21 protein-coding genes are annotated in these 22,178 nt (G+C 56.8%); 11 read left to right on the top strand and 10 right to left on the bottom strand.

The features are described 5' to 3' along the window. Positions 1–32 precede the first annotated feature (32 nt). The 9 genes from IPM58_06240 to IPM58_06280 all read left to right on the top strand — a co-directional run bounded on the left by IPM58_06240 (position 33) and on the right by IPM58_06280 (position 11,112). Positions 33–1,727 carry an NADH-quinone oxidoreductase subunit L gene (locus tag IPM58_06240; protein MBK9306681.1) on the top strand — a complete coding sequence of 565 codons (1,695 nt, stop codon included), beginning with the start codon at positions 33–35 and terminating at the stop codon, positions 1,725–1,727. Further along, positions 1,724–3,034, top strand: a complete 1,311-nt coding sequence (locus IPM58_06245; GenBank protein ID MBK9306682.1) for a hypothetical protein — start codon at positions 1,724–1,726, stop codon at positions 3,032–3,034. The genes IPM58_06240 and IPM58_06245 overlap by 4 nt, the downstream gene beginning before the upstream one ends. After that, on the top strand, positions 3,022–6,249 hold the full coding sequence (locus IPM58_06250; protein MBK9306683.1) for a DUF2309 domain-containing protein: 3,228 nt from the start codon (positions 3,022–3,024) through the stop codon (positions 6,247–6,249). The genes IPM58_06245 and IPM58_06250 overlap by 13 nt, the downstream gene beginning before the upstream one ends. Before the next feature lie 44 nt (positions 6,250–6,293). After that, a complete protein-coding gene (locus IPM58_06255) occupies positions 6,294–6,635 on the top strand; it encodes a P-II family nitrogen regulator (GenBank protein ID MBK9306684.1) in 342 nt (113 codons plus the stop codon). Between the two features lie 332 nt (positions 6,636–6,967). Continuing rightward, positions 6,968–7,942: a hypothetical protein gene (locus IPM58_06260; GenBank protein MBK9306685.1), complete on the top strand. Its 975-nt coding sequence runs from the start codon at positions 6,968–6,970 to the stop codon at positions 7,940–7,942. 92 nt (positions 7,943–8,034) lie between these two features. Further along, positions 8,035–8,559 (top strand): hypothetical protein, encoded by a 525-nt coding sequence (locus IPM58_06265; GenBank protein MBK9306686.1) that lies wholly within the window; start codon positions 8,035–8,037, stop codon positions 8,557–8,559. Between the two features lie 260 nt (positions 8,560–8,819). Next, positions 8,820–9,665: a carbonic anhydrase family protein gene (locus tag IPM58_06270; GenBank protein ID MBK9306687.1), complete on the top strand. Its 846-nt coding sequence runs from the start codon at positions 8,820–8,822 to the stop codon at positions 9,663–9,665. 176 nt (positions 9,666–9,841) lie between these two features. Continuing rightward, on the top strand, positions 9,842–10,666 hold the full coding sequence (locus IPM58_06275; GenBank protein ID MBK9306688.1) for a carbonic anhydrase family protein: 825 nt from the start codon (positions 9,842–9,844) through the stop codon (positions 10,664–10,666). A 221-nt stretch (positions 10,667–10,887) separates the two neighbouring features. Beyond that, on the top strand, positions 10,888–11,112 hold the full coding sequence (locus IPM58_06280; protein ID MBK9306689.1) for a hypothetical protein: 225 nt from the start codon (positions 10,888–10,890) through the stop codon (positions 11,110–11,112). 86 nt (positions 11,113–11,198) lie between these two features. Here the strand turns inward: IPM58_06280 and IPM58_06285 are convergent, their stop codons facing one another. Beyond that, positions 11,199–11,990 carry a DUF2490 domain-containing protein gene (locus IPM58_06285; GenBank protein MBK9306690.1) on the bottom strand — a complete coding sequence of 264 codons (792 nt, stop codon included), beginning with the start codon at positions 11,988–11,990 and terminating at the stop codon, positions 11,199–11,201. Between the two features lie 352 nt (positions 11,991–12,342). Between IPM58_06285 and arfB the strand changes: the two genes are divergently transcribed. Next, positions 12,343–12,753, top strand: a complete 411-nt coding sequence (gene arfB / locus IPM58_06290; protein MBK9306691.1) for an aminoacyl-tRNA hydrolase — start codon at positions 12,343–12,345, stop codon at positions 12,751–12,753. 51 nt (positions 12,754–12,804) lie between these two features. Here arfB and IPM58_06295 read toward each other — a convergent pair whose 3' ends face one another. Both IPM58_06295 and IPM58_06300 read right to left on the bottom strand, forming a co-directional pair. After that, on the bottom strand, positions 12,805–13,464 hold the full coding sequence (locus IPM58_06295; protein ID MBK9306692.1) for a hypothetical protein: 660 nt from the start codon (positions 13,462–13,464) through the stop codon (positions 12,805–12,807). A gap of 251 nt (positions 13,465–13,715) precedes the next feature. Further along, positions 13,716–14,507, bottom strand: a complete 792-nt coding sequence (locus IPM58_06300) for an enoyl-ACP reductase (GenBank protein MBK9306693.1) — start codon at positions 14,505–14,507, stop codon at positions 13,716–13,718. A 395-nt stretch (positions 14,508–14,902) separates the two neighbouring features. Here IPM58_06300 and IPM58_06305 point away from each other — a divergent pair, with 395 nt between their 5' ends. After that, positions 14,903–15,130: a hypothetical protein gene (locus IPM58_06305; protein ID MBK9306694.1), complete on the top strand. Its 228-nt coding sequence runs from the start codon at positions 14,903–14,905 to the stop codon at positions 15,128–15,130. Between the two features lie 119 nt (positions 15,131–15,249). Here IPM58_06305 and IPM58_06310 read toward each other — a convergent pair whose 3' ends face one another. The 7 genes from IPM58_06310 to IPM58_06340 form a co-directional block, all read right to left on the bottom strand. Beyond that, positions 15,250–15,771, bottom strand: coding sequence for an NUDIX hydrolase (locus IPM58_06310; GenBank protein MBK9306695.1), 522 nt, complete (start codon positions 15,769–15,771; stop codon positions 15,250–15,252). 69 nt (positions 15,772–15,840) lie between these two features. Beyond that, a complete protein-coding gene (gene gcvT, locus IPM58_06315; GenBank protein ID MBK9306696.1) occupies positions 15,841–16,938 on the bottom strand; it encodes a glycine cleavage system aminomethyltransferase GcvT in 1,098 nt (365 codons plus the stop codon). A gap of 7 nt (positions 16,939–16,945) precedes the next feature. Beyond that, positions 16,946–17,317: an FKBP-type peptidyl-prolyl cis-trans isomerase gene (locus IPM58_06320; protein MBK9306697.1), complete on the bottom strand. Its 372-nt coding sequence runs from the start codon at positions 17,315–17,317 to the stop codon at positions 16,946–16,948. Positions 17,318–17,435: 118 nt separating this feature from the next. Beyond that, a complete protein-coding gene (locus tag IPM58_06325) occupies positions 17,436–18,608 on the bottom strand; it encodes an FIST C-terminal domain-containing protein (GenBank protein ID MBK9306698.1) in 1,173 nt (390 codons plus the stop codon). A 51-nt stretch (positions 18,609–18,659) separates the two neighbouring features. Further along, positions 18,660–18,887, bottom strand: coding sequence for a hypothetical protein (locus IPM58_06330; protein MBK9306699.1), 228 nt, complete (start codon positions 18,885–18,887; stop codon positions 18,660–18,662). A gap of 200 nt (positions 18,888–19,087) precedes the next feature. Next, a complete protein-coding gene (locus IPM58_06335) occupies positions 19,088–20,896 on the bottom strand; it encodes a cadherin-like beta sandwich domain-containing protein (protein ID MBK9306700.1) in 1,809 nt (602 codons plus the stop codon). A 190-nt stretch (positions 20,897–21,086) separates the two neighbouring features. Further along, on the bottom strand, positions 21,087–22,157 hold the full coding sequence (locus IPM58_06340) for a P1 family peptidase (protein MBK9306701.1): 1,071 nt from the start codon (positions 22,155–22,157) through the stop codon (positions 21,087–21,089). Between the last annotated feature and the right edge of the window lie 21 nt (positions 22,158–22,178).

The raw sequence follows: 22,178 nt of genomic DNA on the forward strand, positions 1-22,178 counted from the left end.
CGACAAGGAGAGATGCCGTGTTGCCGTCGCTCATGCTGAGCGTGCCGCTCTTTCTGCTCCTCGCCTCGGCCATCGTGATGTTTGGCGCCGATTTGCCGCGCTGCCGACGTGAGAAGCTCGCCGCATTTCCAATCGGGTTAGCATTCTTAGGTTCGGTTCTCACATTGTACCTGGTCACAGTTGAAGGGCCCATCGTCATCCGGTTCTACAACCCGGATTCGGCGGCATCCTTGATCATCCCTCTCGGTTTCTACGTCGACCGGCTGAGCGCGGTCATGATGACTCTCATCACTGCCGTCAGCATGCTCATCTATATCTATTCCACGACCTACATGTACCAGGATGGTCATGCCCGTCGATACCTGTCCCTGATTTGCCTCACGGACTTCGTCTTGATCTGCATGGTATCGAGCTCCAATCTCATGATGCTGTTCTTGTTCTGGCAACTCCTGAGTTATCTCCTGTATCTGCTCGCACACAACCATACGCATGCCGGAACCTTGGCGGGTGCGTTCAAGACCTTTACGATCCTCCGCATTGCAGATACGGCATTTCTGGCAGGCATCGTGCTTGCTTTTCAGCTCTACGGCACCTTGGAATTCCACGACCTCTTTCTGCGTGCGGCCGAAATGCCGGTGACCCTCTCGTTGTGGCTCGGTGTCGAGGTCAGTGGCACCACGGCAGTCACGTTCCTGCTGTTTATCGGGGCCATGGGCAAGTCGGCACAATTTCCGCTGCATCTCTGGTTGCCGGGATCGCTCTTTGCCCCAACCCCGGTCCATGCGATGCTCCACGCCGGCATCATCAATGCCGGGGGGTTTCTCATCAATCGGCTGGCACCGCTGTTCGGCATGAGCTCCACCACCTTGCACATCGCCTTCGTCATCGGGACGCTGACGGCGGTTCTTGGAGCCTCCATGATGCTGGTTCAGAGCGACATCAAGAAAACGCTCGGGTTTTCCACTATTGGGCAAATGGGCTATATGATCATGGAATGCGGCCTCGGAGCGTTTTCGTTGGCCGTGTTTCATCTGATCGCGCACGGACTCTTCAAAGGCACCGTGTTTTTGTACTGCGGCAACGTCATTCATAAGACGCGCCAGGATCCCCATTTCCCTCATACGGACCACGCAATCACCGATGAACCGGCCTTCTCTCGTCTCACCTGGTCCACGGGCTTTGCCACGACCCTGTTTATTCCGCTGCTCATTTTGCTGGTCACGCACGGAGTCTTGCACATTCCGCTGCTTGAATCGCAAGGGACGGTCATCATTCTCTTCTTCATTTGGATCACCTCGTCGCAAGCTATCTTGACGCTCACGCGGCTTCGTGCCGTCGCATCGTGGAAGGTGTCGGCCACTATGTTGGTGACGTTGTTGTTCATCGTCCTCACATATTTGTTCGCCGTGGAGTCGTTCACGGCTTTCCTCTACCCAAACCCGGAGGAAGTCGCTTCGTACTTCAAGGCTGCGGATCTGCCGGACTGGCTCTTTGATCTCCTCATCCTCGGTGCGACCGGTTTGACCGTGCTCGGGTGGTATTACCTGTATCTACGAGCGCATGGACACAGCGTGTGGACCCCGTCTTGGATTGAAGGCGTGAGAATTCGGCTCTATCCGTTGCTCATGAATCGGCTCTACGCCGACGAAAGCTATCGGGCGATCGGCCTGAAGGTCGGGCAACTGATTCATCGGATCGACAAACTGGAACGTGGGTGGTCACGATGATGGAGGCGTTGGTGCCATGGCTGTTGGCCGCCATCCCATTGGGAGGAGCGATCGTGGCGCTCACATCCTGGGAGGGCTCCGAGCGCGTGAAGAAGGTCTCCATGCTCGGTGCGATCCTCAGCTTAGTCTCGGTCGTGGGGCTGTCCGGATTCCTCACGATTCCGCCCAACGGATGCCTGTCACTGTACTTACTGCCGCTTGCCGCTTTGACATCGATCTTAAGTCACCCCTTAGGAAGCGATCACCGGCTTTCGTGGATTATGACCTTGGTCTGTTTGGGCTTTGGAATGGGAGCACTCACGGCTCACGAGTTCTCCGGCTCTTTCTTCCTCATGATGTTGCTGAGCACGCTCGTCATCCTGCTCTATCGCCATCACACCGCATTGTGGCCGATTTCGTGGTGGGGCGTCGGCCTGCTCATCCTCGGGTTGGTTGGAATGGGAATTTCGGTGATCGCCGATCCGCCGGTCTCGTCCATCGCCGCGCTGGTCACGTGTGCGATGTTGTTGCCGTTGGTTCCTCTTCATGGTGGCTATCTGACGACCGTGACACGATTGCCGGGGAACCTCCCTTCGTTTGTAGTCGTGTTACTGCCGGTCATCGGGTTCCAGCGGTTGCCCCAGATCTTGTCGATCGTTCCGGAGGATGTGCTGGTGATCGTTCGGGTTTTGGCACTGCTCGGAGCTCTCTACGCCGCCGTCAAAGCGCTGGCTCAATCGCGGGTGCGCCTCATACTGGGTTATGGAAGCCTGTCCTTCTTTTCGATCGCGTGGTGGTTTGCCGCCACAAGCGGATTCGCGACGCCCCAAGGAACGCTCTTGGTCGGGGCTGTCGGGCTTGCAACCAGCGGTCTCCTGATCGCCTGGCAGGTCATCCGCACGCGATACGGCGACGATGTGGACCCACAAGCCATCAGCGGTCTGGCTGCAGCCATGCCGAAATTCGCCGTGTTGCTCTCCCTCTTGGGCCTTGCCGCGATGGGTATTCCGCCGTTCGGTGTGTTTGCCGGATTTATGGGGTTGATGCTGACCTCGTCCCAAGCCCCGGTGTTCGGCCTCTTCCTCACCCTGGCGGCCTGGCTTGCAGCCTCATGGTACATCATGCAGATGGTGCAGCAATTGTTGTTCGGCGCGAGCCGACCCGATTTGCGGTACACCGATCTCTTGAATCCTGAACTGGTTTCCTTGGCGATCGTCGTCGTCGTGCTCCTGGCATTGGGTCTCGTCCCATCTGCCCTCTTTGCACCGGAGCAGCCGATCTTCGAGCAGGCCGCGCACGCTCGGGAGTTGTTCTCATGGCAGAACTAGAACAAGGGCGCAACATCGAATCTCGGCGGATGGAACTGCGCGGAATCGTCCGCCTGGCAGGGGAAGTCATCGCTCAGTACTGGCCCATGCGCACCTTCGTCCACCATAATCCCTTGCATAGCATCGAGTATCTGCCGTTTGAAGAGGCAGTTCGGCGAGGGAAACAGTTCGTCGGGGGCAATGGCTATCTGCCCGGCCATGTGTATCGGAAGTTCCTCAAAACCGGTCGAATCCAAGCAACGCATCTCGATGATGCGCTTAAGCCACTGATACTCGACAAGTCTGTTCTCCTTGGCACGCACAGGATTACCCACGGATCCGTGCTGCGTGCATGCCTTGCTGAGGGGCTCTGCAGTCCGGTTATCGAGCCCCTGGACGATCAATTGCCCGACCCATCGCGTCACACAAGCGACGACCTTGCCGCCCGGCTTCGGCCGGTCACCGTCTTCCCCGATCTATCCGAGCGAATCAGCACCATGGTGAGTGGCGACGAAGCGGCGCTCGGACGATGGCTCACGCTTTCACACTGGTGCGATGATACGCTCGGCACTCAGATCGTACAGCAAATCAACGATCAACTGATCAAATGGTGCGAAGCCTTCCTCGATGAAGGTCATGCTACCTGGGCCATGCCGGAGCGAGACAAGGGTCTGTATGCGGCCTGGAAAGCCCTTGCGTCCCACGAATGGTCCGTCTGCGATATTCCAAACAGCCGCGAGAAGATCGCTCAGCTGCCCGACTATCCTGAAGATGCGCTCCTGGAAAGTTTAGATGCGATGGGAATCCCCGCCGATCTTCGGCAGGACTATCTGTCGTTGCAGTTGACGTCTTTGCCTGGATGGGCCGGCTTTATCAAGTGGCGCGGAGAGGAACGCGACTATCCCTGGCAGCAGGCCTACCCCGCCGGGTTGGTCAAGTTCTTAGCCATTCGTCAATGGTACGCACGGGAACTGGTTCAGAAGGCCTGCCAGGAACACCTTGGTATCCAGGGTCGATTCGATGCCGTGACTGACTTCATGCATGGTCATGCCGAAGAATATTATCTCAGGCGTCAGCGCGTGGCCGGGCTCTTGCCTGCCCTGTACGCCGAGGAGGTGGACCGGCTGGCTCATCGTCGAGGTGCGAGCTGGAAGGCCGTGCTCGACCGGTACAAAATGGACGTGGTCCCTCGCCAGGAGACGGCCAAACTCCGTGGAGCTGCCAAACAGCTCCTTTCGCTGATCAGATTTTTGGAGATCGACGTCGGCTGCCTGAATGAGTGTTCAGTGTCGGACCTCAAGCAGCTAGTAGATTGGATGGAGGCCTTTCCCGAATCCGAACATGGACCAGTCTGGCTGAAGGCGCTGGAAACCAGCTACCAGGAGCACTTGCTCCAAAAAATCCGAACCCGACCCAACGATCCAGCCCACTCATCCACGAACCGACCCTATTCGCAATCGGTCTACTGCATCGACGTGCGCTCCGAACCCTTTCGGCGGCACCTGGAATCGGTGGGACCCCATGAAACCTACGGGTTCGCCGGTTTCTTCGCCGCGTTTATCCGCTACCGAGCTTGGGGGAAGGAACACGATACAGAGCAGTTTCCAGTCATCATGCGTGCGAAGAACGAAGTCCGGGAAATTCCACGGAGTTACCTAGACGATACCGTATTAAAGCACGAGGTGCGCGCCCGGTGGGTCCATGCCGGCCATACGTTGCTGCACGATTTGAAGGAGAACGTCGTAACCCCCTATGTCATGGTGGAGTCCTTGGGCTGGTTCTACGGGCTCCCGATCTTCGGCAAAACATTGATACCGGCGCTCTACCATCGGCTGACTACATGGTTCCGGAAGTTGTCGGCTCCCTCTCTTCCGACCACGCTCACGGTCGATAAGCTCGCACCAGGTGAGACCGCCGAGATGCTCAATGCGGAACAACAGGCGCTGGTCAGGAAGGCGCTACAGGAACGATTGGGGCTCCGCAGCTCCATGATTGCCCCGCCTCTGGTCGAGGCCTTGCGCCAACGCGCATTGGGAGTGGACAAAGATCCCCTGTCGTCCGTCTTAACCCAAGAAACTGCGCGCGCACGACTGACACCGGAGATGGTCAACGAATTCGTTGAGACGCTTCAACGGCAATACGACCTGAACGCGCGAGCGGTGTCACGGCATAAAGAGCGGATCACCAGGACCGGGTTTACCCTTGAGGAGCAGGTCCTCACCGTCGATACCGCACTCCGTATGATGGGATTGACCAAGAATTTTGCTCGACTCGTCCTGCTCTGTGCCCATGGGAGCACCTCTGACAACAATCCATACGAGTCTGCCCTGGACTGCGGCGCGTGCGGCGGCAACGAAGGCAAGCCCAATGCGCGCGTCTTGGCCATGATGGCCAACAATCAGACGGTACGAGCACGTTTAAAGAAAACCGGCATCGATATTCCATTGGATACGCATTTCCTCGCCGGGCAGATGAATACCACCACCGACGAAGTGCAGCTCTTCGACTTGGAGGACGTCCCTCCGACACACCGGGCGGATCTGTCCCGATTGCAAGGCGATCTTCTGGCCGCGTCTCACCTCACCAGCCAGGAACGATGTCGCCGCTTTCCCGATGTGCAGCAGACACTCCCCGAACGGACGGCCCATGCCCATGTCGGGAGGCGAAGCGTCGACTGGAGCCAGGTGCGCCCCGAGTGGGGCCTCTCCAACAATACCGCGTTTGTCATCGCGCGCCGCGAACTGACTCAGGGGCTCGACTTGAACGGGCGGGTATTTCTGCACTCCTACAACTATCGTGAAGATCCAAGCCAGCGTTTGCTCGAAGTGCTGCTCACAGCCCCGCAGGTCGTGGCACAATGGATCAACATGGAGCACTATTTTTCAGCGGTGGATAACGAGGTGTATGGGAGCGGCAGTAAGATTTACCACAACGTCGTAGGGCGGTTCGGTATCATGTCCGGGCCATGGAGCGATCTGCGACTGGGCTTGGCGAGGCAAACCGTCATGAACGGGGACATGCCGTACCACGAGCCGATGCGGCTGCTGACCATCGTAGAGGCCCCGCGAACATGGATCGAGAAGCTGATCGCCCGGCATGATGTGTTGCAACACTATTACCATAATGAATGGGTTCATCTGGTCGTGCTCGACCCGCAGGACGGAGACTGGTACCGATATCAACCAACCGGAGAATGGGCTTGCATTCCACCGGGGGAGAGTGAGCCCGTCACGTAATCTATTAACCTTGGACGAGGCGGAAGCCGGAAAGGAGCATTCCGATGGGCAGTTTGAGTTTGCATCCGATGAAAGAGATTCGGGTCATTGTTGCGGGGGAACATCGCCCATTCGTGACCGAGCTCCTGGACCGAGTTCACGCGAGCGGCTACACGATCATCGGGAATATTTCCGGAAAGGGACATCATGGAGTCCGAGAAGCGCATTTCATGTTCAGCGAGCAAGAGAGCCTTGAGATGATCTTGACGGTGGTACCGGAGGACAAGGTGGAGCCGATTCTTGCCGGGCTCCGTCCAATTTTTGAACGACATTCCGGCTTCGTGTATGTGGCGGAGGTGGCCGTCAGCCGACAAGAATACTTCGGGAAGAAGGGCGGAAATCCCTGAGCCGAAAGCGTTGCTGCTTGGATTGATAGTTATCTCGGCAGACTGTCTCTTGCAACTGCGCTAGGGCCGAACGTAGAATTTCCCCTGCTTTTCGTGCCTAGTCAGGGGTATTGCTAAGCGGAAGCCTGTCTTCACTTACAGTCGCCCAGGTCGTGACGTCGTCAAGCAGTCCGGGAGTACCGTGTTCGGTCAGAGCATCGGTCAATCTGTCAGCCCTTCTCCCGTAAGCTTAGGCCAACTCACATTTTACGATCATGCCGCCCTTCTTATCGACCCAGTGTCCAGGCAAAAATGGCTCGCTGGTCCTGAAGAGCCTAGCAACGTGCCTGGTTATGCTCTTGAGTGCCACTTCCCCTGGGTTCGCTGCCGCCCCCAAGAAGGGATGGTCTGCGACGGGCGGTGCGTCGTTTTATTACACTGACGACGTTGCTCTCTTTTCAGCAACCCGCCGGTCGAGCCTGGACGGCGATCCGTCCCAGCCTGTGTTGGACGTCTCCCGCACCGGAATCGGCAAGGATATGGTGTTCGAACCCTATGTCCGTGTGTCAAAGTTGATTCCTTCTTCATTCGGAGAAACGGAGGTCTCAGCAAGGGTTCGTGGGTTCGTCTATGGGGCCAATCCTGAATTCAGCCAAGCAGGGATCTATTTAGAAGCCATCCATGGGTTCACACCCCGCACGGTGCTCCGCTTGCGGTACTTTACGGCGCCTGATCAGCTGCTGGGCCAAACCACGTTTCACGAATCCGAAGAGAACCTTCAGGATATGCGCGTTACCTCCCATCTTGGGACCGTTCGGCTCGACCACCGGCTATCCGAGCATTGGGAAATTCAGTTGTTAGGTCGGGCAGGAATTCGAAACTTTAACGATCCGTTCATTCAACGGGATACCTTGCTGTGGAGGTTCGGCCCGCACTTGGTGTACCACATGAACCACCACGCCAGAGTGATCCTTGGCTACCAATATGAGCGGGGTCTTGCGGAGGGCCGTCATGAGGCCGAGCTCCACGACGACGCTTCCTATGTGCATCACTTCGCGTCGATCGGTGTTGAAATGGACCTCATGGAACATTTGGAACTTGAATTGGACTTTCACTACGAGCGGAACAACTTTACAGCCGGAAACCCCGAAGATGAGCGGTTCAACGGGCATGAGAATATTTTTCTTGGGAGTGGGCGACTCTCGTACCAGCTGACAGACCATACCGCCTTGACCTTTATGGTACAGCGGTCCAATCGTCGGCAGAATTTCCACCAGACGCACGATCACAATACCAACGTCTCTGTGGGGGCTGTGTATCGGTTCTGAGTCCATGATATTGGACCTCTTAGAAGAGATACGGTTTGATTGACCACTGTGCGAAATATCGATATGTCACAGAGCTTTTAGGAGTCTGGCGCATGCTGAGAGCAGTGACCATGGTGGCTTTCTGCTGTTTGTTGCTGGGCTGCCACCGTACGTTTGGAGTTCCCACTGACATTGTGCAGGACCTCCCTGCGCTCGCCTCTGTCCGTTCCCTCTATATCGAGGACCTAGCCCACGGAGAGGACCCACATCTTGTGGAAGGATCGGACGAGGTCAGGGAGAAGATCATGGAGAAGCTAGCCAAATCAGGCCGTTTCTCCATCGTGGATAGCCCAGAACAGGCAGATGCCGCGCTGACCGGTGTGGCAGGCTTCCAGCGTTGGTATTTCGGGATGGAGGCGTTCTACGGATTGGAAGGCAGTCTCAATACACAATATTCCGGGATTGGCATGCTCCGACTCCTCGACTCCAAGACTAATCAGCCCATCTGGACACACGAGTATGAAACGGGGCTCTTTCGCCCAACACAAAGTGTCGTGGACCGTGTTGCTGATCAATTCGTCGATACACTACTGAATGCCGCAGCACTCGCTGACGGCCAGACGCAACAGAGTCAATAACGGCCGACCAAACGCGCATCAAATGGCTGTTCCTTCTATGAGTGACGTTTCCCACCTCGCTTCGCCTGTGTGATAGTGCGTGATCTGAAGGTTAGTATACCTATTGCTCTTGCGTCACGGTTTTTCGTACGGGTCTTAAGACCATTGATAAATCAGGAAGGACAAATCTATAATCCCACCCCACTCGGTTGATCGAACGCGTTGGCTTTCCGGTAGGTACTAAGACAGCTCAACCTAACTACATAGAGGGAGGGTTCGTCATGAGGGCATTCTCGCTGCTCCTGGCAGTTTCCGCTTTGGCCATACCAGCCGATTATTCATACGCCGGTGAATCTTCGCCGATGCATTGGGGCTATGAGGGTGACCATGGACCGCTGCATTGGGGCGATCTTGGGCCTGAATTTGCTCTCTGCAGCAAAGGCATGTCCCAATCTCCGATCGATTTGCTGCAAGGACACAAGATCGCGCTCGAGGACATCCAATTTTCCTATAAAGATGCGCCCTTTCATGTCATCAACAATGGGCATACGTTGGAGGAACTTGAACCTCTTTCAGAAACGATCAAGTCCCGCTACCCAAAGCACGGACAGACGATACTCCATTTTGACAAAGACAGCACGATCGTCTTCGATGGTGACCTCTACCTCTTGGAACAATTCCACTTCCATGCCCCAAGCGAGCATACGATTGATCATAAGCACTATCCGATGGAGCTCCATCTAGTACATCATAACGAGCGGCATGAAGCAGCGGTCGTGGCAGTCTTTATGAAAGAAGGGAAACACAACCCGTTCTTCGAAACCTTTTTGAACCATGCACCGAAGAAGGTCGGAGAATTCATTGAGGATCGGGAACATGTGATCAATCCCGCAACGCTAATGCCGAAAAGTCTGACCTACTATCGTTATTTCGGATCTTATACGACTCCCCCTTGTTCCGAAGGAGTTATCTGGGCAGTGATGCATGATCCCATTGAAGTCTCTGCTGACCAAATCCAACGCTTCCATTCTCTCGTGGGCCACGACAATGCTCGGCCCACGCAACCGCTGCACAAACGTTTTGTGCTGGAATCCAATTATGTGGGGACTGCAGCTCAATTGAAGTAGAGGAGGGACGCGCCGAGTCAGTGATTTGGTTGGGCTGAACCACGATTTTTGATAACAGCATAGGAGGCTTGCCAGACGTAGGGAGGGGGTGCGGTATACTTGTTCTACCTGAGGAGCGGCAAGTGCCCAGTTCACGAAAGAATTCTGCCAACCTAGCCCGTTACAGGAGGCTATCTATGCACTGCGTGATTCGAACTGCGCTGGTCCTATCGACAGTGATGCTGCCGATTCTGACTGCTTATGCAGCTGAGTCGGAATCTATCACGTGGGGGTATGAAGGAGATCGCGGACCATTTCACTGGGGGAAACTGGGACCTGAGTTTTCCCTTTGTGACAAGGGTATGTCGCAATCTCCGATTGATCTGTTGCGCAGTCATAGGATCAGACTTGACGACATTCAGTTTTCCTACAAGGATGCCCCGTTCCATGTGATCAACAACGGGCATACGTTGGAAGAGCTCGAACCGCTGTCTGAACAGGTTAAATCCCGGTATCCGAGGCACGGCCAGACCATCCTTCATTTTGATAAGGACAGCACCATCGTGTTCGATGGCGACCTCTACCTGCTGGAGCAATTTCATTTCCATTTCCCGAGCGAACATACGGTTGATCATCGGCACTACCCGATGGAACTCCATCTCGTCCATCACAATGAACGGCATGAAGCAGCAGTGGTGGCCGTTTTCATGGAAGAAGGGAAACATAATCCATTCTTTGAGACATTCCTGGAGCACGCCCCGCCCAATGTCGGGGAAGTGATCGATGACCACGAGCATTTCGTGAACCCAAGTTACCTCTTGCCAAAGAACCGATCCTACTATCGCTATTTTGGGTCCTATACAACCCCGCCCTGTCACGAAGGTGTCATTTGGGCCGTGATGCATGATCCTATCCAAGTGTCGGCGGAGCAGATCCAACGGTTCCGCTCCCTGTTGGGTCATGACAACGTGCGGCCGACGCAACCGCTCCATAAACGTTTTATTCTTGAATCGAAGTTCTAAGGAATGATGTCGGTCGCATGACCGCGCTAATGACGTTCCTGTCCTCCCCAACCGCCCCTCAACAATGTTCGTTTCGAATCAGGTCGAGCCGTCGGCTCCAGGGATCCTGCCACATCCCGTCTGGGAGCCCTGGTGGCTTTTATCCCCTCCCTTTGAGGCATTGTGAGGATCAACGGGTCTCAGGCATAAGTGGGAGCTACAAAGTACCTTTGGTCGAGACCATGTCACAAATCCTCAACTTGAGCCGCCACACCACTGATGAAGATGCGCAATACCTGACCTCGCTGCTCATTTACCACCTCGTCGAACGTTGCGGGGGACACCTGCAATTCACCGCGGAGGAAGTTCGACAGATCCGGAACGACCTCACCACCAAGATGGTACAGATCCAACTTGGAGATGATCTGCGGCTTCGCATCATCGACCGTCTACCGGAACTCCAGTAGCGTCACCCTGACTCGGCAAGAGGGCATACCCCACCCCTACCACTCAATCATGGCGATAGGGATGGGATCGCTCCATCGGTTTCGCGTTACAGGTTGATATAAAACTGCAGAAGCAAAATGTGGTTGATCAGGTTCGCATTACCATGGAGCGTTCGGCTGTTGAGCATCTGGTTTTGGTAGCCGAGATCGACATTGAAGTACTGATTAAAGGTTTTGTTGATGCCAAGAAAGAGCCGGTTTTGGTCGATTCCGGCGCCTGGTCCCTTGCCGCCACGCCGCACGTCATCGACGGTGTCGACCGAATTCAAATTCATAAAGATTTCGTCATACACGACGAGTGCCCAGTCCGGCGCGACCGGTAGGGGGTACGAGAGCTTGAACATTTGGCGGAATCGCAGAGCGGTACCGGCGGTATGCTCGATCCAGCGCTCTTCCATCCTGGTGCGGCTCATGAACTTAAAGTCGCCGAATTTCTGTGTGTAGATGGCCTGTTGAAAGATCCGGTTTTCTTGGAAGAACGGCGACTGCGGTGAAGTATGGGGTTGATTGAAGTTGCCGACCCAGGCATAGCCCTGCCAGAGGGAGAGATGCTCCGTCAGTTGGTAGCCGATCGCGGGGCGGAGTAACAGCTGGTCAATATTCGTGACATCATCTCCAATACGAGGATTCGCCTCCATGTAGGCGATGAACTTCGACGGCAATTTCACGGTCAGATAGACGGGCGTCCAGAGCCTGAAGTCTGACCTCGTATTCGGCCCCAATTGTTCATACGCCTGCACCGAAGTCACAACGACGCCTGACAGGCTCGAGATGATCAGCCCGATCCCCACTCGCCTCACCCATGTCCGATTCCACTGCCTTACTCCACTGAATCGCATCACTTCCTCCTCTAGATGTGTATCAGGTTAAGAGATCTGTCATAGTGGATTTTCGGCGTCCGTGAGTCGAATAGGCGATAGCCGTGCCGACCTGTGGCCCCCCCCACATGACTGCTGTCCCCTCCCGATGAGTTTGCCACGCACTCTCCTCCAGCCACGGGCATCATTCATCTCTACACGGAGGGTCTGGCCTGGACATAGCCTTGTACTGCTTTAAATATGTGAAATGCTACTTAAAAATTGCCGTTACGGAACAGCCTTCCCGGGAAAGCAGGCCATAGGAAAGGGGCCTATCAACGATGCACGCCTCAGCCATATTGCGAGGACGGCAGGATTGTGCTAGCTAGTCCTCATGTTTCATATCTCCTCATCTCTTGTCATCCCTGATCACGAGATCGAACTCCATGCTGTACGATCCCAAGGTGCAGGCGGGCAAAACGTCAATAAGGTATCGACCGCCATACATTTGCGGTTCGATATTCGTGCGTCTTCCCTGCCACCATTTCATAAAGAGGAATTGCTGAAACTCCGAGATCACCGCATTTCAGCCGAGGGTGTACTTACAATCAAAGCGCAACAACACAGAACGCAGGAGCGTAACCGCGAGGATGCCTTGGATCGATTGCGCCTATTGATTCAGAGCGTGGCGATCCCGCACAAGAAGCGGAAACCGACGAAGCCGACGAGGGGTTCTCAGAATCGTCGGATTGAAGGAAAGAAACGGCAGGGACGATTGAAAACGTTGAGAAGAACCCTCGACTGACCGCCGACAAGCGGGCTGGTCTGGACCTCGCTTTTGCCTGGTGTGGGACAGCTACGACCGATGCGGTTTGTCTTTAATCGCGTTGGCCTTTGCCTGATTCAGCACCGTTTGCGCCTCAGGTATGAATTCGACTTGTTGGTATTTCTGAGCGAGCGCAAGCGCGTCGGATGCCAGGACCATGGCGTCGTCGTGCCGACCATACTGGCACCAGACCCTGGCAAGCGCCAACCTTGCATTGACTGCTTTCGGTGCCTGTTTGACGACATGCTGGAGGAGTTGTTCCCCCCTTTCTCTGTCTCCTCCCAGTATGCTCGGTAATCTAACCAGGAGTGTTCCCTTCGCAGAGAGTGCTTCGATGTGGGCAGGATTGAGCTCGAGGGCCCGATCGAGTTCGTGCATCATGCGGCGGAGCCCAAAGAGCGACGTGAGGGATTCACCATCGACACGGAGCAGCTCTCCTAGATTGCAGAACAGGGCAAAGTGGGCCTCTGCGCTACCTTCATTCGAGGCAACGGCCTGCTCGCCTAGGTGCTGTCCTTGCTGAAAATGAACAAGTCGCATGTTTCGATCGGTGGCCACTCTCCCCTGAGTACAATGTTCGAGCGCCTGCTTGGCAAGCAACGAACCGCCATCCACCGCTCGCGACGGCATCGGCATGAAGAGCATACTGCCTGCAGCAACCATGACCCCTATGAAGCATTTGATCGACATACGATCCACATCCGATTGTCGAGATGGATATTACAAAACGACGGCTGATGAGACAGCAAACTCGGTGCCAGCTTGGTCGCATGACGAATGCTCGTAACCACCTAATAAACCCCAATAAATCATTGGTATCTGGGATGATGTTGCACTGACGGACTGCGGATGAACATGTAAGAGCAGGCCCGTGAACAGAGAGAGACAACCCATCATCCCGAAATCCACCGGAGTTGAGCTTGGGTCAGGCGGGTTCTCGCTCAGGCGTTCGCCTGGTCAGGAGGAGCGACCATCCCAAGAATATTGAATCCTCCATCCACATAGACGACTTCTCCCGTAATCCCTCGCCCCAATGAGCTTACCAAGAACAACGCCGTGTCTCCAACCTCACCCTGTTCGGTGGCACGTCGAAGCGGGGCTGTTTCTTTATGGAGATCCACCATCTTGGTGATACCCGAGACACCCCGTGCGGCCAAGGTCTTGATCGGTCCGGCAGAGATCGCATTGACCCGGATGTTCAGCGGGCCAAGATCATAGGCCAGATACCGCACCGTCGCTTCAAGCGCCGCTTTGGCAACCCCCATCACGTTGTAGTGCGGCACCACGCGCTCGCTCCCGAGATAGGTGAGTGTCACCACAGAACCTCCGGTGGTCATCAACGGCATGGCCGCCTTCGTAACAGCTACCAGGGAATAGGCACTGATGTCGAGCGCCATGGCGAACCCCTGCCGCGAGGTGTTCACGAATTGTCCGGCCAGTTCTTCACGCGGAGCAAAGGCGAGTGAATGGATCAAGAAATCGATCTGGCCGAAGTCTTTCTGCACCTGCTGCATGAGGGCGGCGATTTCCCCATCGTTGCTGACATCACAGGGGAAGGCTTGCGCGCCGGGCAACGTCTTGGCCAGGTCCTCCACATTCTGTTTCAGCCGGTCATTTTGATAATTGAAAAAGAGTTGGGCACCGTGACCGGCAACGGATTGTGCGATGGCCCAGGCGATGCTGTGCTTGTTGGCCACGCCGATGATGAGTCCTTTTTTTCCCGTTAGTAACATGGGGACGGCTCTCCTTGGTTAAACGCGATTATTCATCAATAGTATTGAGTGCTTATGGTCGCGCGTGGCAAGCGAGAGCTGATAGCCTCTGCTCAGCCACCAGGCACGGAACATACCATGATTGAGTCGTCGAGTGAAACGATCTGATGACAACAAGGATCAACCGCGACAAGGCTGAGGCAGTTTCGTGTTCGGTCCGCCATTCCGCCACAGGACCCTGTAGGGGAAAACCTTCGCAGGTTTATGAGAACGATTTCGTAACGGCCGGATTCTTCGAACGAATGTTCCTAACATTCTGATTTGCTCACAACGGCATCGGGCTTGCTGAAGAGAGAGGGTACGTGCCGAATCAGCGGCGCACCATTTCAAACCTACATTTTTTAGGGGGACTTGTTATGAAGACCATGTTGATGGCAGTGATGGCAGTCGCAGTGGCAGTGACGTTCAGTGCACCATCTTTCGCTGGTGACAAGAAGAAGGAAGAGAAGGGCGGCCATGTCGTGATGGCGGAAGAGAAGAAGAATAAGGGCGGTCATGCCGATGACATCTTCGCCGAAAAGAAGGACAAGGGCGGGAAGGCCGACGAGACCTTCGCTGAGAAGAAAGACAAGGGCGGGAAGTAAGACTTCTCTCTTCTCCTTTCATAAAAAATTGGCGGACCTAGGGCACTCCCTCACGGGAGTGCCCTTGTTTCGTTTCACCACTCAGGTGTCCGATTTCTGCTCCCTACTGTTCGCCACAGTCATCGCCGAGTCGTCATCTCCCGGATGTAGACAGCCTGCAGGCCGATGATCGTTTTCCCGTCTCGAATCGTCCCGTCCTGAATTTTCGTGATCGCCTCGCTCAGCGGCATTTCGACGATCTCCAGCACTTCATCCCGATCCAGGTGTTGCTGCCCTTTGGTCAACCCGATGGCCTTGTAGACATGGATCACCTCGTCCGCGAACCCCGGAGCCGTAAAGATGCTCGACAGCAACTCGAACGAGGAGGCGCGATAGCCGACTTCTTCCTCCAATTCCCTCGCCGCACACTTTAGGGGCTCCTCTCCACGATCCAACTTACCGGCGGGAATTTCATAGATGAATCCGCCGGCTGCATGCCGGAACTGCCGAATCATGACGACGGTCCCATCGTCTTTCAGTGGCACCACCGCGGCTGCTCCTGGATGGCGAATGGTTTCGAGCTCGACAGTGAACCCGTTCGGTAACTGCACCGTATCCACGTTCAGCGTCACAACCTTGCCGGTGTAGATATTGCGGACCATGCGTTGTTCTCCTTCCCTACGCGTCATCGGTCTTCCGGAGGGCCCTGACGCACCAGGCACATGGCTGACTCACTTGGAGGGACGGGTATAGAATGGTGGCTTCACGACCTTGGCGGGAACCTGCTTCCCTCGGATGTCGATCAGGATGTCGGTCCCGGGTTTCGCGAAGTCTGAGCGAACATAGCCCAAGCCGATCCCCTTCTGGAGCAGCGGCGACAGGTTGCCGCTCGTTACCTCGCCGATCGGCTCTGACGTAGAGGAGAGCATCGTGAATCCATGGCGCGGCACGCCCTTTTCCAACAGTTCAAAGCCGACAAATTGCCGTTCCGGTCCGACCTGGCGCTGCTGCTCGAGCACGGGTTTCCCCAGAAACACCCCTTTGCTGAAACTCACCGCCCAGTCGACTCCGGCTTCGAGCGGCGTCGTGCGCTCGTCGATATCGTTCCCATAGAGCAGGTAGCCCATCTCCAGCCGCAGAAGATCGCGTGCCCCAAGCCCAGCCGGTTTGAGGCCGAAGGCCTTCCCCGCGCCCATCAAGGCATCCCAGACCATTGGGACAGCTCCGGTCACATAGAACTCGTACCCGAATTCGCCGGTATAGCCGGTCCTCGCAACCAGGCACTCGACGCCGCCGACCTGGACCCTGGTGGACTGTCTCAACTTGAGTTGCGCCAGGGCAGTCAAGCCCAGTACCTCCACGATCGAGCGTGTGGCAGGTCCCTGCAAGGCGATTTGAGCCATCTCCGTCGAGCGATCTTGGATACGACAGTCAGAAAGGCCCTGGCCCTGGGCGAACAACCACGCAAGAATCTTTGCCCGGTTGGACGCATTGACACAGAGGAGGAATTCGCCCGGGTTCTCCAGCCGATAGACGAAGATATCGTCCTTGATACCGCCTTGCTCGTTGCAGACCATAGAATACTGCGCCTGCCCGGGTTTGAGCCCAGCGAGATCGTTCGTCGTCACGCGCTGGAGAAACAGCTCCGCCCCCGTGCCGCTCACCAGAATACGCCCCATATGGCTGACATCGAAGAGCCCGGCCTTGGTGCGGACGGTCTGATACTCGTCCACCACGCCGCTGTACTGGATGGGCATTTCCCATCCGGCAAAATCGACGAGCTTGGCCCCGGCGGCGCGATGTTGGGCGATGAGAGGCGTCTGTTGCACAGTCGAGCTATTTTACTCCGAGCAATTCCACGTCGAAAATCAGCGTCGCGTTCGGGGGAATCACGCCGCCGGCCCCACGTGAGCCGTATCCCAGGTCGGACGGGATCGTCAGCTTCCGCTTCCCCCCCACCTTCATGCCCTGCACCCCTTCGTCCCAACCTTTAATGACACGTCCGCCGCCGAGGGGGAACGAGAAGGGTTGGCCACGGTCGACGGAACTATCGAACTTTTTCCCGTTTTCCAGCCAGCCCGTGTAATGCACGCTGACATTCTTGCCTGCAACCGCCGCCTCTCCCGTCCCAACGGCTTGGTCGATATATTTGAGCCCGGATGATGTGGTGACTTCTTGACCGGTGGCACTATTCTCCGCTGCTGCCATAGGACGTTCTCCTCCTAAGATGAGTGTGAACAAAACGAGCGCACAAATGGATAGTAATCGTTGATAGGTCATACGGGTCTCCTTCCGACTAGTCTATGGCACGGGAGGGCAGGCCTGGTCAACCGCGGCGTGCTGACGAGAGACGTTCAGCAAAAATGGCCATGCTCGCGGTGTAGCCATGCACGAAGTTGCGATGCCCGATCGGGCCGATTTCCCCTTGGGCAAAGAAACCGGCCATGGGGATCGAGCCCAGTTGTTCCGCCACCGTAGCCGCATCGTGGTTCGGCCGTCCGAAGAGGCCCTGGCCTCGACCGCAACAGCTGAACATCAGCGCCCCAAGCGGGGGGCTATTCCGAGCAGACCGGTCGGCGGCGAGGAGGGACGTCAGATCGTCGCTGGCCGAGTCCGCATCCCGAAGGTGAAACTGCACCGTCTGACCTTCTTGGACGACTTCTCCAACCGCGACGGCTCCTGAGTTGCGATCCGCGCCGAGCAGATTCCGAATAAGAAAATCGCCCCGCTCAAACCGATCCCGATGCTCGTCGATCACAATGCCGAGATGCAGCGCACGCTGCCGATCCTCTTCAGACAGGGCCTCGAAGACCGTCTGCAACCGTTCCAGCGCCGGCAGGCCGCCCAGCTCGTGAATGAGATTGCGCTCGGCCTTAGTCACGACAAACCGTTCGCCGATGAGGCGGCAGCCTTGCGAGATGACGGGGCGAATTTCCACCGCCCCCGATAGGCGCACGCCGACCATCCCATCAGCGAACACCTCTCCGTCGAGAATCAGCCGATTCGCCCCGGCTTCCTGCCCGCCTCCCGCTAGTCCCCCCACGGCCTTGGCCCCGGGGTATCGATCTTCGAGCACGGTCAGAATTTCTTGAACCGGGGTGGTAAAGGGATCGGCCAGCATCAGGAAGGTCGCCTCCCCTTCATGCTCCGGCCAGCCGGCGAGGTGAAACTGGTCCTGTGTCGGCGAGTAGGATGAGCGGATTGGGTACAGCTCAACGTCGGGCAGTGACGCAGCCCAGAGGGTAACCGCCGGGGACGCTTCCAATTCCTCGGTTCCCGAGATGACCCCTTCGCCGCTGCAGCCGATCAGACAGTGCGGTTCCAGCGCAACCGTGAGCACCTCGGTTAAATGTTTAGCCAGCGCCGCATGGTGAGAGGAGAAAAACACGCAGGCCAGATCGATGGGGGTCCCATCCAGCTGGCTCTGAATCGCATGGACTACATGCTGCGCGGCAATCTCCGTCTCCGGCTCTTTCGACAGGGCTACGGCAAAGCGCACGTCGAGACCTCGTTGTTCACTGATCGAACGATGACCCAACCCGCCGCTGGATCACACACCGGGATCCATCCGCTGGGCTCGGACCTGGGCAAGTTTTTTATAGTAGCGCCAGAGGTAGGAGTGGTAATCGTCCACCTGGGCGAGGAGATAGTGGAGTTCCGTGGGGTCTTCGGTTTCGAGGGCCTGGACCATTCTGGTTTTGAGGAATTCGGCGAAGGCCTCGGTCTTTTGCACCGCCGTCATCAGCTGTAGCCCGCCACCGATTTGGTAGTCGCCCATCAGCCAAGCCTCCTCCGTTCAAGAATCCGCAGGAATGAGCGGGAAGAATAGCGAGACAGGGCTGGAAATAGCAAGAGTATGCGTGACTATCCACGGCGAGGACACTGTCGTTTTTGAAATTGAGAAAGGTGTGATCGGGAGAGCCTCGGACGAACAGGCGAGGAATCGTACGATTCCTCGCCCTAGACCCTCACCGTGGCCTATTGAAACACGTACACCGCGCCACTGTTACCTGCACTGTTGTCCGCTTCAGCACCTGCACCGGGATTAATCGTCGTCGCGTTGCTGTCTTCCAAATGGGCACCGACCGCAATCGTATCGCCGGACACAGCCACCGAATGAGCGAATTCATCGTCGGATCCTGTGTTCGAAGCTTTCACGTAAGCCTGCTGGCTCCACGTTGTACTAACCCGCCGGAACACGTACGCGGCGCCGCTGTCGGTGGCCGAGTTGTCACTTTGGTTCCCATTGATCCCAGTCGCCACACTGTCTTCTCCCAGATCAATTGTAACTTGCTCATTAGCCGCGCTTACAATCAAGGTATCCCCATCGAGTGCGACCTTCCACCCGAATTGGTCAAGGCCTCCTGTGTTGGAGGTTTTGATGTAGGCCTGCTGACTCCAGGTTGTCCCGCTCCTCGTGAAGACATAGGCCGCGCCGGAGTCGACAATCGTGCCGGAATCCGGTGGATTGGCGCCGGTCCCATTGCCATCTTCAGTTGGCGCCCCCACTGCCAGCGTGTCTCCAGAGAGCGCTATGCTGGAGCCGAACCGGTCACCTGTTCCCGTATTGGAGGCCTTCACATAGGCCTGTTGGGTCCAGGTCGTCCCGCTCCGCGTGAACACATACACTGCCCCAGCGAAACTCATACTATCATTCGCCTGATTGCCGTTGATGCCGACTGCATTACTCTCTTCCCCTCGTGCCCCCACCCCCAGGGTCTCACCATCGATCGCCACGCTGTAGCCAAAGTTGTCTCCCGCCCCCGTATTCGACGCTTTGACATAGGCCTGCTGGCTCCAGGTCGTCCCGCTCCGCGTGAACACATACACTGCCCCACTGTCACTTGATCCATTGCCGGTCGCACCCTCGTTCGGAGATCCGGCGGTGACACCGGTCAGATTGCTATCTTCTCCTGCCGCCCCAACAGCCAGCGTGTCACCAGATAGGGCTACGGTCCGACCGAACTGATCCGTGTTACCCGCGTTGGAGGCCTTGACGTAGGCCTGGTGGCTCCAGGTGGTGCCGCTGCGCGTGAAGATATACACCGCACCAGAATCGGCGGTGCCATCATTGTCGGCGCCATTGACCCCCGTAGCACTACCATCCTCATTCATCGCCCCCACGGCAATTGTGTCCCCTGAAATCGCGACACTGTAGCCAAACCAGTCGTCCGCGCCTGTGTTGGATGCTTTCAGATAGGCCTGCTGGGCCCAGGTGGTCCCATTTCGCGCGAAGACATACGCAGCCCCGGCGTTGGACGCGAGATTGTTGTGCGCCGGATTGACACCAGTTCCGTTTCCAGCTTCTCGACGCGCGCCGACCACTAATGTATCACCGTCAAGCGCGACGCTGAATCCGAGTTCATCGCCAGTCCCTTGGTTGGACGCCTTCACATAGGCCTGCTGAGCCAACCGATGGGCCGTGATCGTGTAGGTATTGGAGACACCGTTGGCAGTGAGGGTAACTGTGATTGCCGTGTTTCCGCTTGGAAGAGCAATCGCCCCCGACGCGTTGCCGCTGGTGACGAGTGTACCGTTGACCGTGATCGTCGTCCCAACATCAGCCGCCGTCGGTGTGACCGTCACACTCGTGTCCCCGATATACATGGTGTCGTAGCTGGTCACATTCGGCTCGAAACTTGGATTCAAAAGCCCGGCCGAGAGCGTTAAGGCGCTCAGGGTTGGGCCGGCTGAAAACGATCCCTGCAGACGAGCCACCCCCCCACCGTTACAGTCTCCCATCCCGAGTAAGAAATAGCCGTTCACGAGGAGCACCGCGATCTTCATGGCTGTGGTTCGCCACCTCTGTGCTGTTGGGACCCTGGATGATATGAGAGTGGACGACGAGGGCGCCGGACCTGACATAGGAAACCTCCACGATTGAGTCACGCAGGGATGGTATCTACGTAGCGAGGATTCCACAGGACGCGGAGGTGGTCAACGAATTCGAGAAAACAAAGCAGGGGTTGCTGTCGCCTTAGGGTTTGACCTGAAGCAAGTTCGTGAGGCGGCTCAGGTCGATGGCCTCGATGCGGCGGTCGTCCCGTCCGATGACGGTGGTCGCCATCGTCAAGGCATTGAGGATCGCTTCTTCCGTGGCCTCAACGGTGGCGGAGATGAGGGGATTGAGATGGGTGTCGGCCAGATGCGTCATGGGAAAGGTCGGCTCTTTGGGGTAGTGCGGGATGACATTGGCAGTGGAAAAGGCGAGCATGAAGTCTCCGCTCCCGTGTCGCGCCGTGGAACCGGTGCGGGCGAGACCCAGGGCAGCGCGCTTGGCGAGCCGCGTTAATTGACGGCTATCAAGCGGCGCATCGGTTGCCACGACAATGATGATTGATCCCTCGCTTTGACCCGGTACGAGCGATTCGGACAGCTGCATAGGTGGTTCATAGAGCTTCCCGACCGGCACACCGTTCACGACGAGTTCTGGTCGTCGCCCATGGTTGGCGTTGACCAACGCGCCGACGGTGTAGCCGCCTTCCTGGTCCGACAGTGTTCTCGATGACGTGCCGATCCCGCCCTTGAACCCATACGAGACCATGCCGGTTCCCGCACCTACGGTGCCCTCTTGCACAGGGCCGCTGCTCGCGCCGTCGAGGGCGGCGATGACATCCCGTTCGGACACATGCCGACCTTGGCTGTCATTCAAGCGGCTGTCGTCACACTCGGCCACGACGGGGGTAAGGGTGTCGTCGGTGATGCCGATCTCCGGATATTGCCGGATCATCCAGCTCATGACGCCGTTCGCCACGCGAGGGACGTTGAGGGTATTGGTCAGTGCAATGGGGTATTCGAGAAATCCGGATTCCGCCACCCAGGCGAGGCCGGTCATTTCCCCTGTGCCGTTCAGGACGAAGGCTCCCGTCGGCACCTTGTGGTGCCACACGTCGTCTCGTGGCACGACGACGGTGACGCCGGTGCGCACCGGCCCTTCGCCCGGCGTGAGCTTCCCCTCTCCCGAAATCAGCGTTCGATGGCCGACTTTCACCCCGACCACGTCGGTGATGGCGTTCAGCGGCCCTGGCTGGTATTGCCCGATCGCCATGCCTAGGTCCCTCAGCCGTTT

Source organism: Nitrospira sp., from assembly GCA_016715825.1.
Classification (GTDB): Bacteria; Nitrospirota; Nitrospiria; order Nitrospirales; family Nitrospiraceae; genus Nitrospira_D.

Bases quoted from the DNA above. Each gene is read 5' to 3' on its own strand.
- IPM58_06330 (MBK9306699.1), bottom strand. From the start codon at position 18,887: ATGGGCGACTACCAAATCGGTGGCGGGCTACAGCTGATGACGGCGGTG.
- IPM58_06255 (MBK9306684.1), top strand. From the start codon at position 6,294: ATGGGCAGTTTGAGTTTGCATCCGATGAAAGAGATTCGGGTCATTGTT.
- IPM58_06320 (MBK9306697.1), bottom strand. From the start codon at position 17,317: ATGGCAGCAGCGGAGAATAGTGCCACCGGTCAAGAAGTCACCACATCA.
- IPM58_06305 (MBK9306694.1), top strand. From the start codon at position 14,903: ATGAAGACCATGTTGATGGCAGTGATGGCAGTCGCAGTGGCAGTGACG.
- IPM58_06335 (MBK9306700.1), bottom strand. From the start codon at position 20,896: ATGAAGATCGCGGTGCTCCTCGTGAACGGCTATTTCTTACTCGGGATG.
- IPM58_06295 (MBK9306692.1), bottom strand. From the start codon at position 13,464: ATGTCGATCAAATGCTTCATAGGGGTCATGGTTGCTGCAGGCAGTATG.
- IPM58_06240 (MBK9306681.1), top strand. From the start codon at position 33: ATGCTGAGCGTGCCGCTCTTTCTGCTCCTCGCCTCGGCCATCGTGATG.
- IPM58_06310 (MBK9306695.1), bottom strand. From the start codon at position 15,771: ATGGTCCGCAATATCTACACCGGCAAGGTTGTGACGCTGAACGTGGAT.
- IPM58_06270 (MBK9306687.1), top strand. From the start codon at position 8,820: ATGAGGGCATTCTCGCTGCTCCTGGCAGTTTCCGCTTTGGCCATACCA.
- arfB (MBK9306691.1), top strand. From the start codon at position 12,343: ATGTTTCATATCTCCTCATCTCTTGTCATCCCTGATCACGAGATCGAA.
- IPM58_06280 (MBK9306689.1), top strand. From the start codon at position 10,888: ATGTCACAAATCCTCAACTTGAGCCGCCACACCACTGATGAAGATGCG.
- IPM58_06285 (MBK9306690.1), bottom strand. From the start codon at position 11,990: ATGCGATTCAGTGGAGTAAGGCAGTGGAATCGGACATGGGTGAGGCGA.
- IPM58_06245 (MBK9306682.1), top strand. From the start codon at position 1,724: ATGATGGAGGCGTTGGTGCCATGGCTGTTGGCCGCCATCCCATTGGGA.
- IPM58_06265 (MBK9306686.1), top strand. From the start codon at position 8,035: ATGCTGAGAGCAGTGACCATGGTGGCTTTCTGCTGTTTGTTGCTGGGC.
- IPM58_06260 (MBK9306685.1), top strand. From the start codon at position 6,968: ATGCTCTTGAGTGCCACTTCCCCTGGGTTCGCTGCCGCCCCCAAGAAG.
- IPM58_06300 (MBK9306693.1), bottom strand. From the start codon at position 14,507: ATGTTACTAACGGGAAAAAAAGGACTCATCATCGGCGTGGCCAACAAG.
- IPM58_06275 (MBK9306688.1), top strand. From the start codon at position 9,842: ATGCACTGCGTGATTCGAACTGCGCTGGTCCTATCGACAGTGATGCTG.
- IPM58_06250 (MBK9306683.1), top strand. From the start codon at position 3,022: ATGGCAGAACTAGAACAAGGGCGCAACATCGAATCTCGGCGGATGGAA.
- IPM58_06340 (MBK9306701.1), bottom strand. From the start codon at position 22,157: ATGGCGATCGGGCAATACCAGCCAGGGCCGCTGAACGCCATCACCGAC.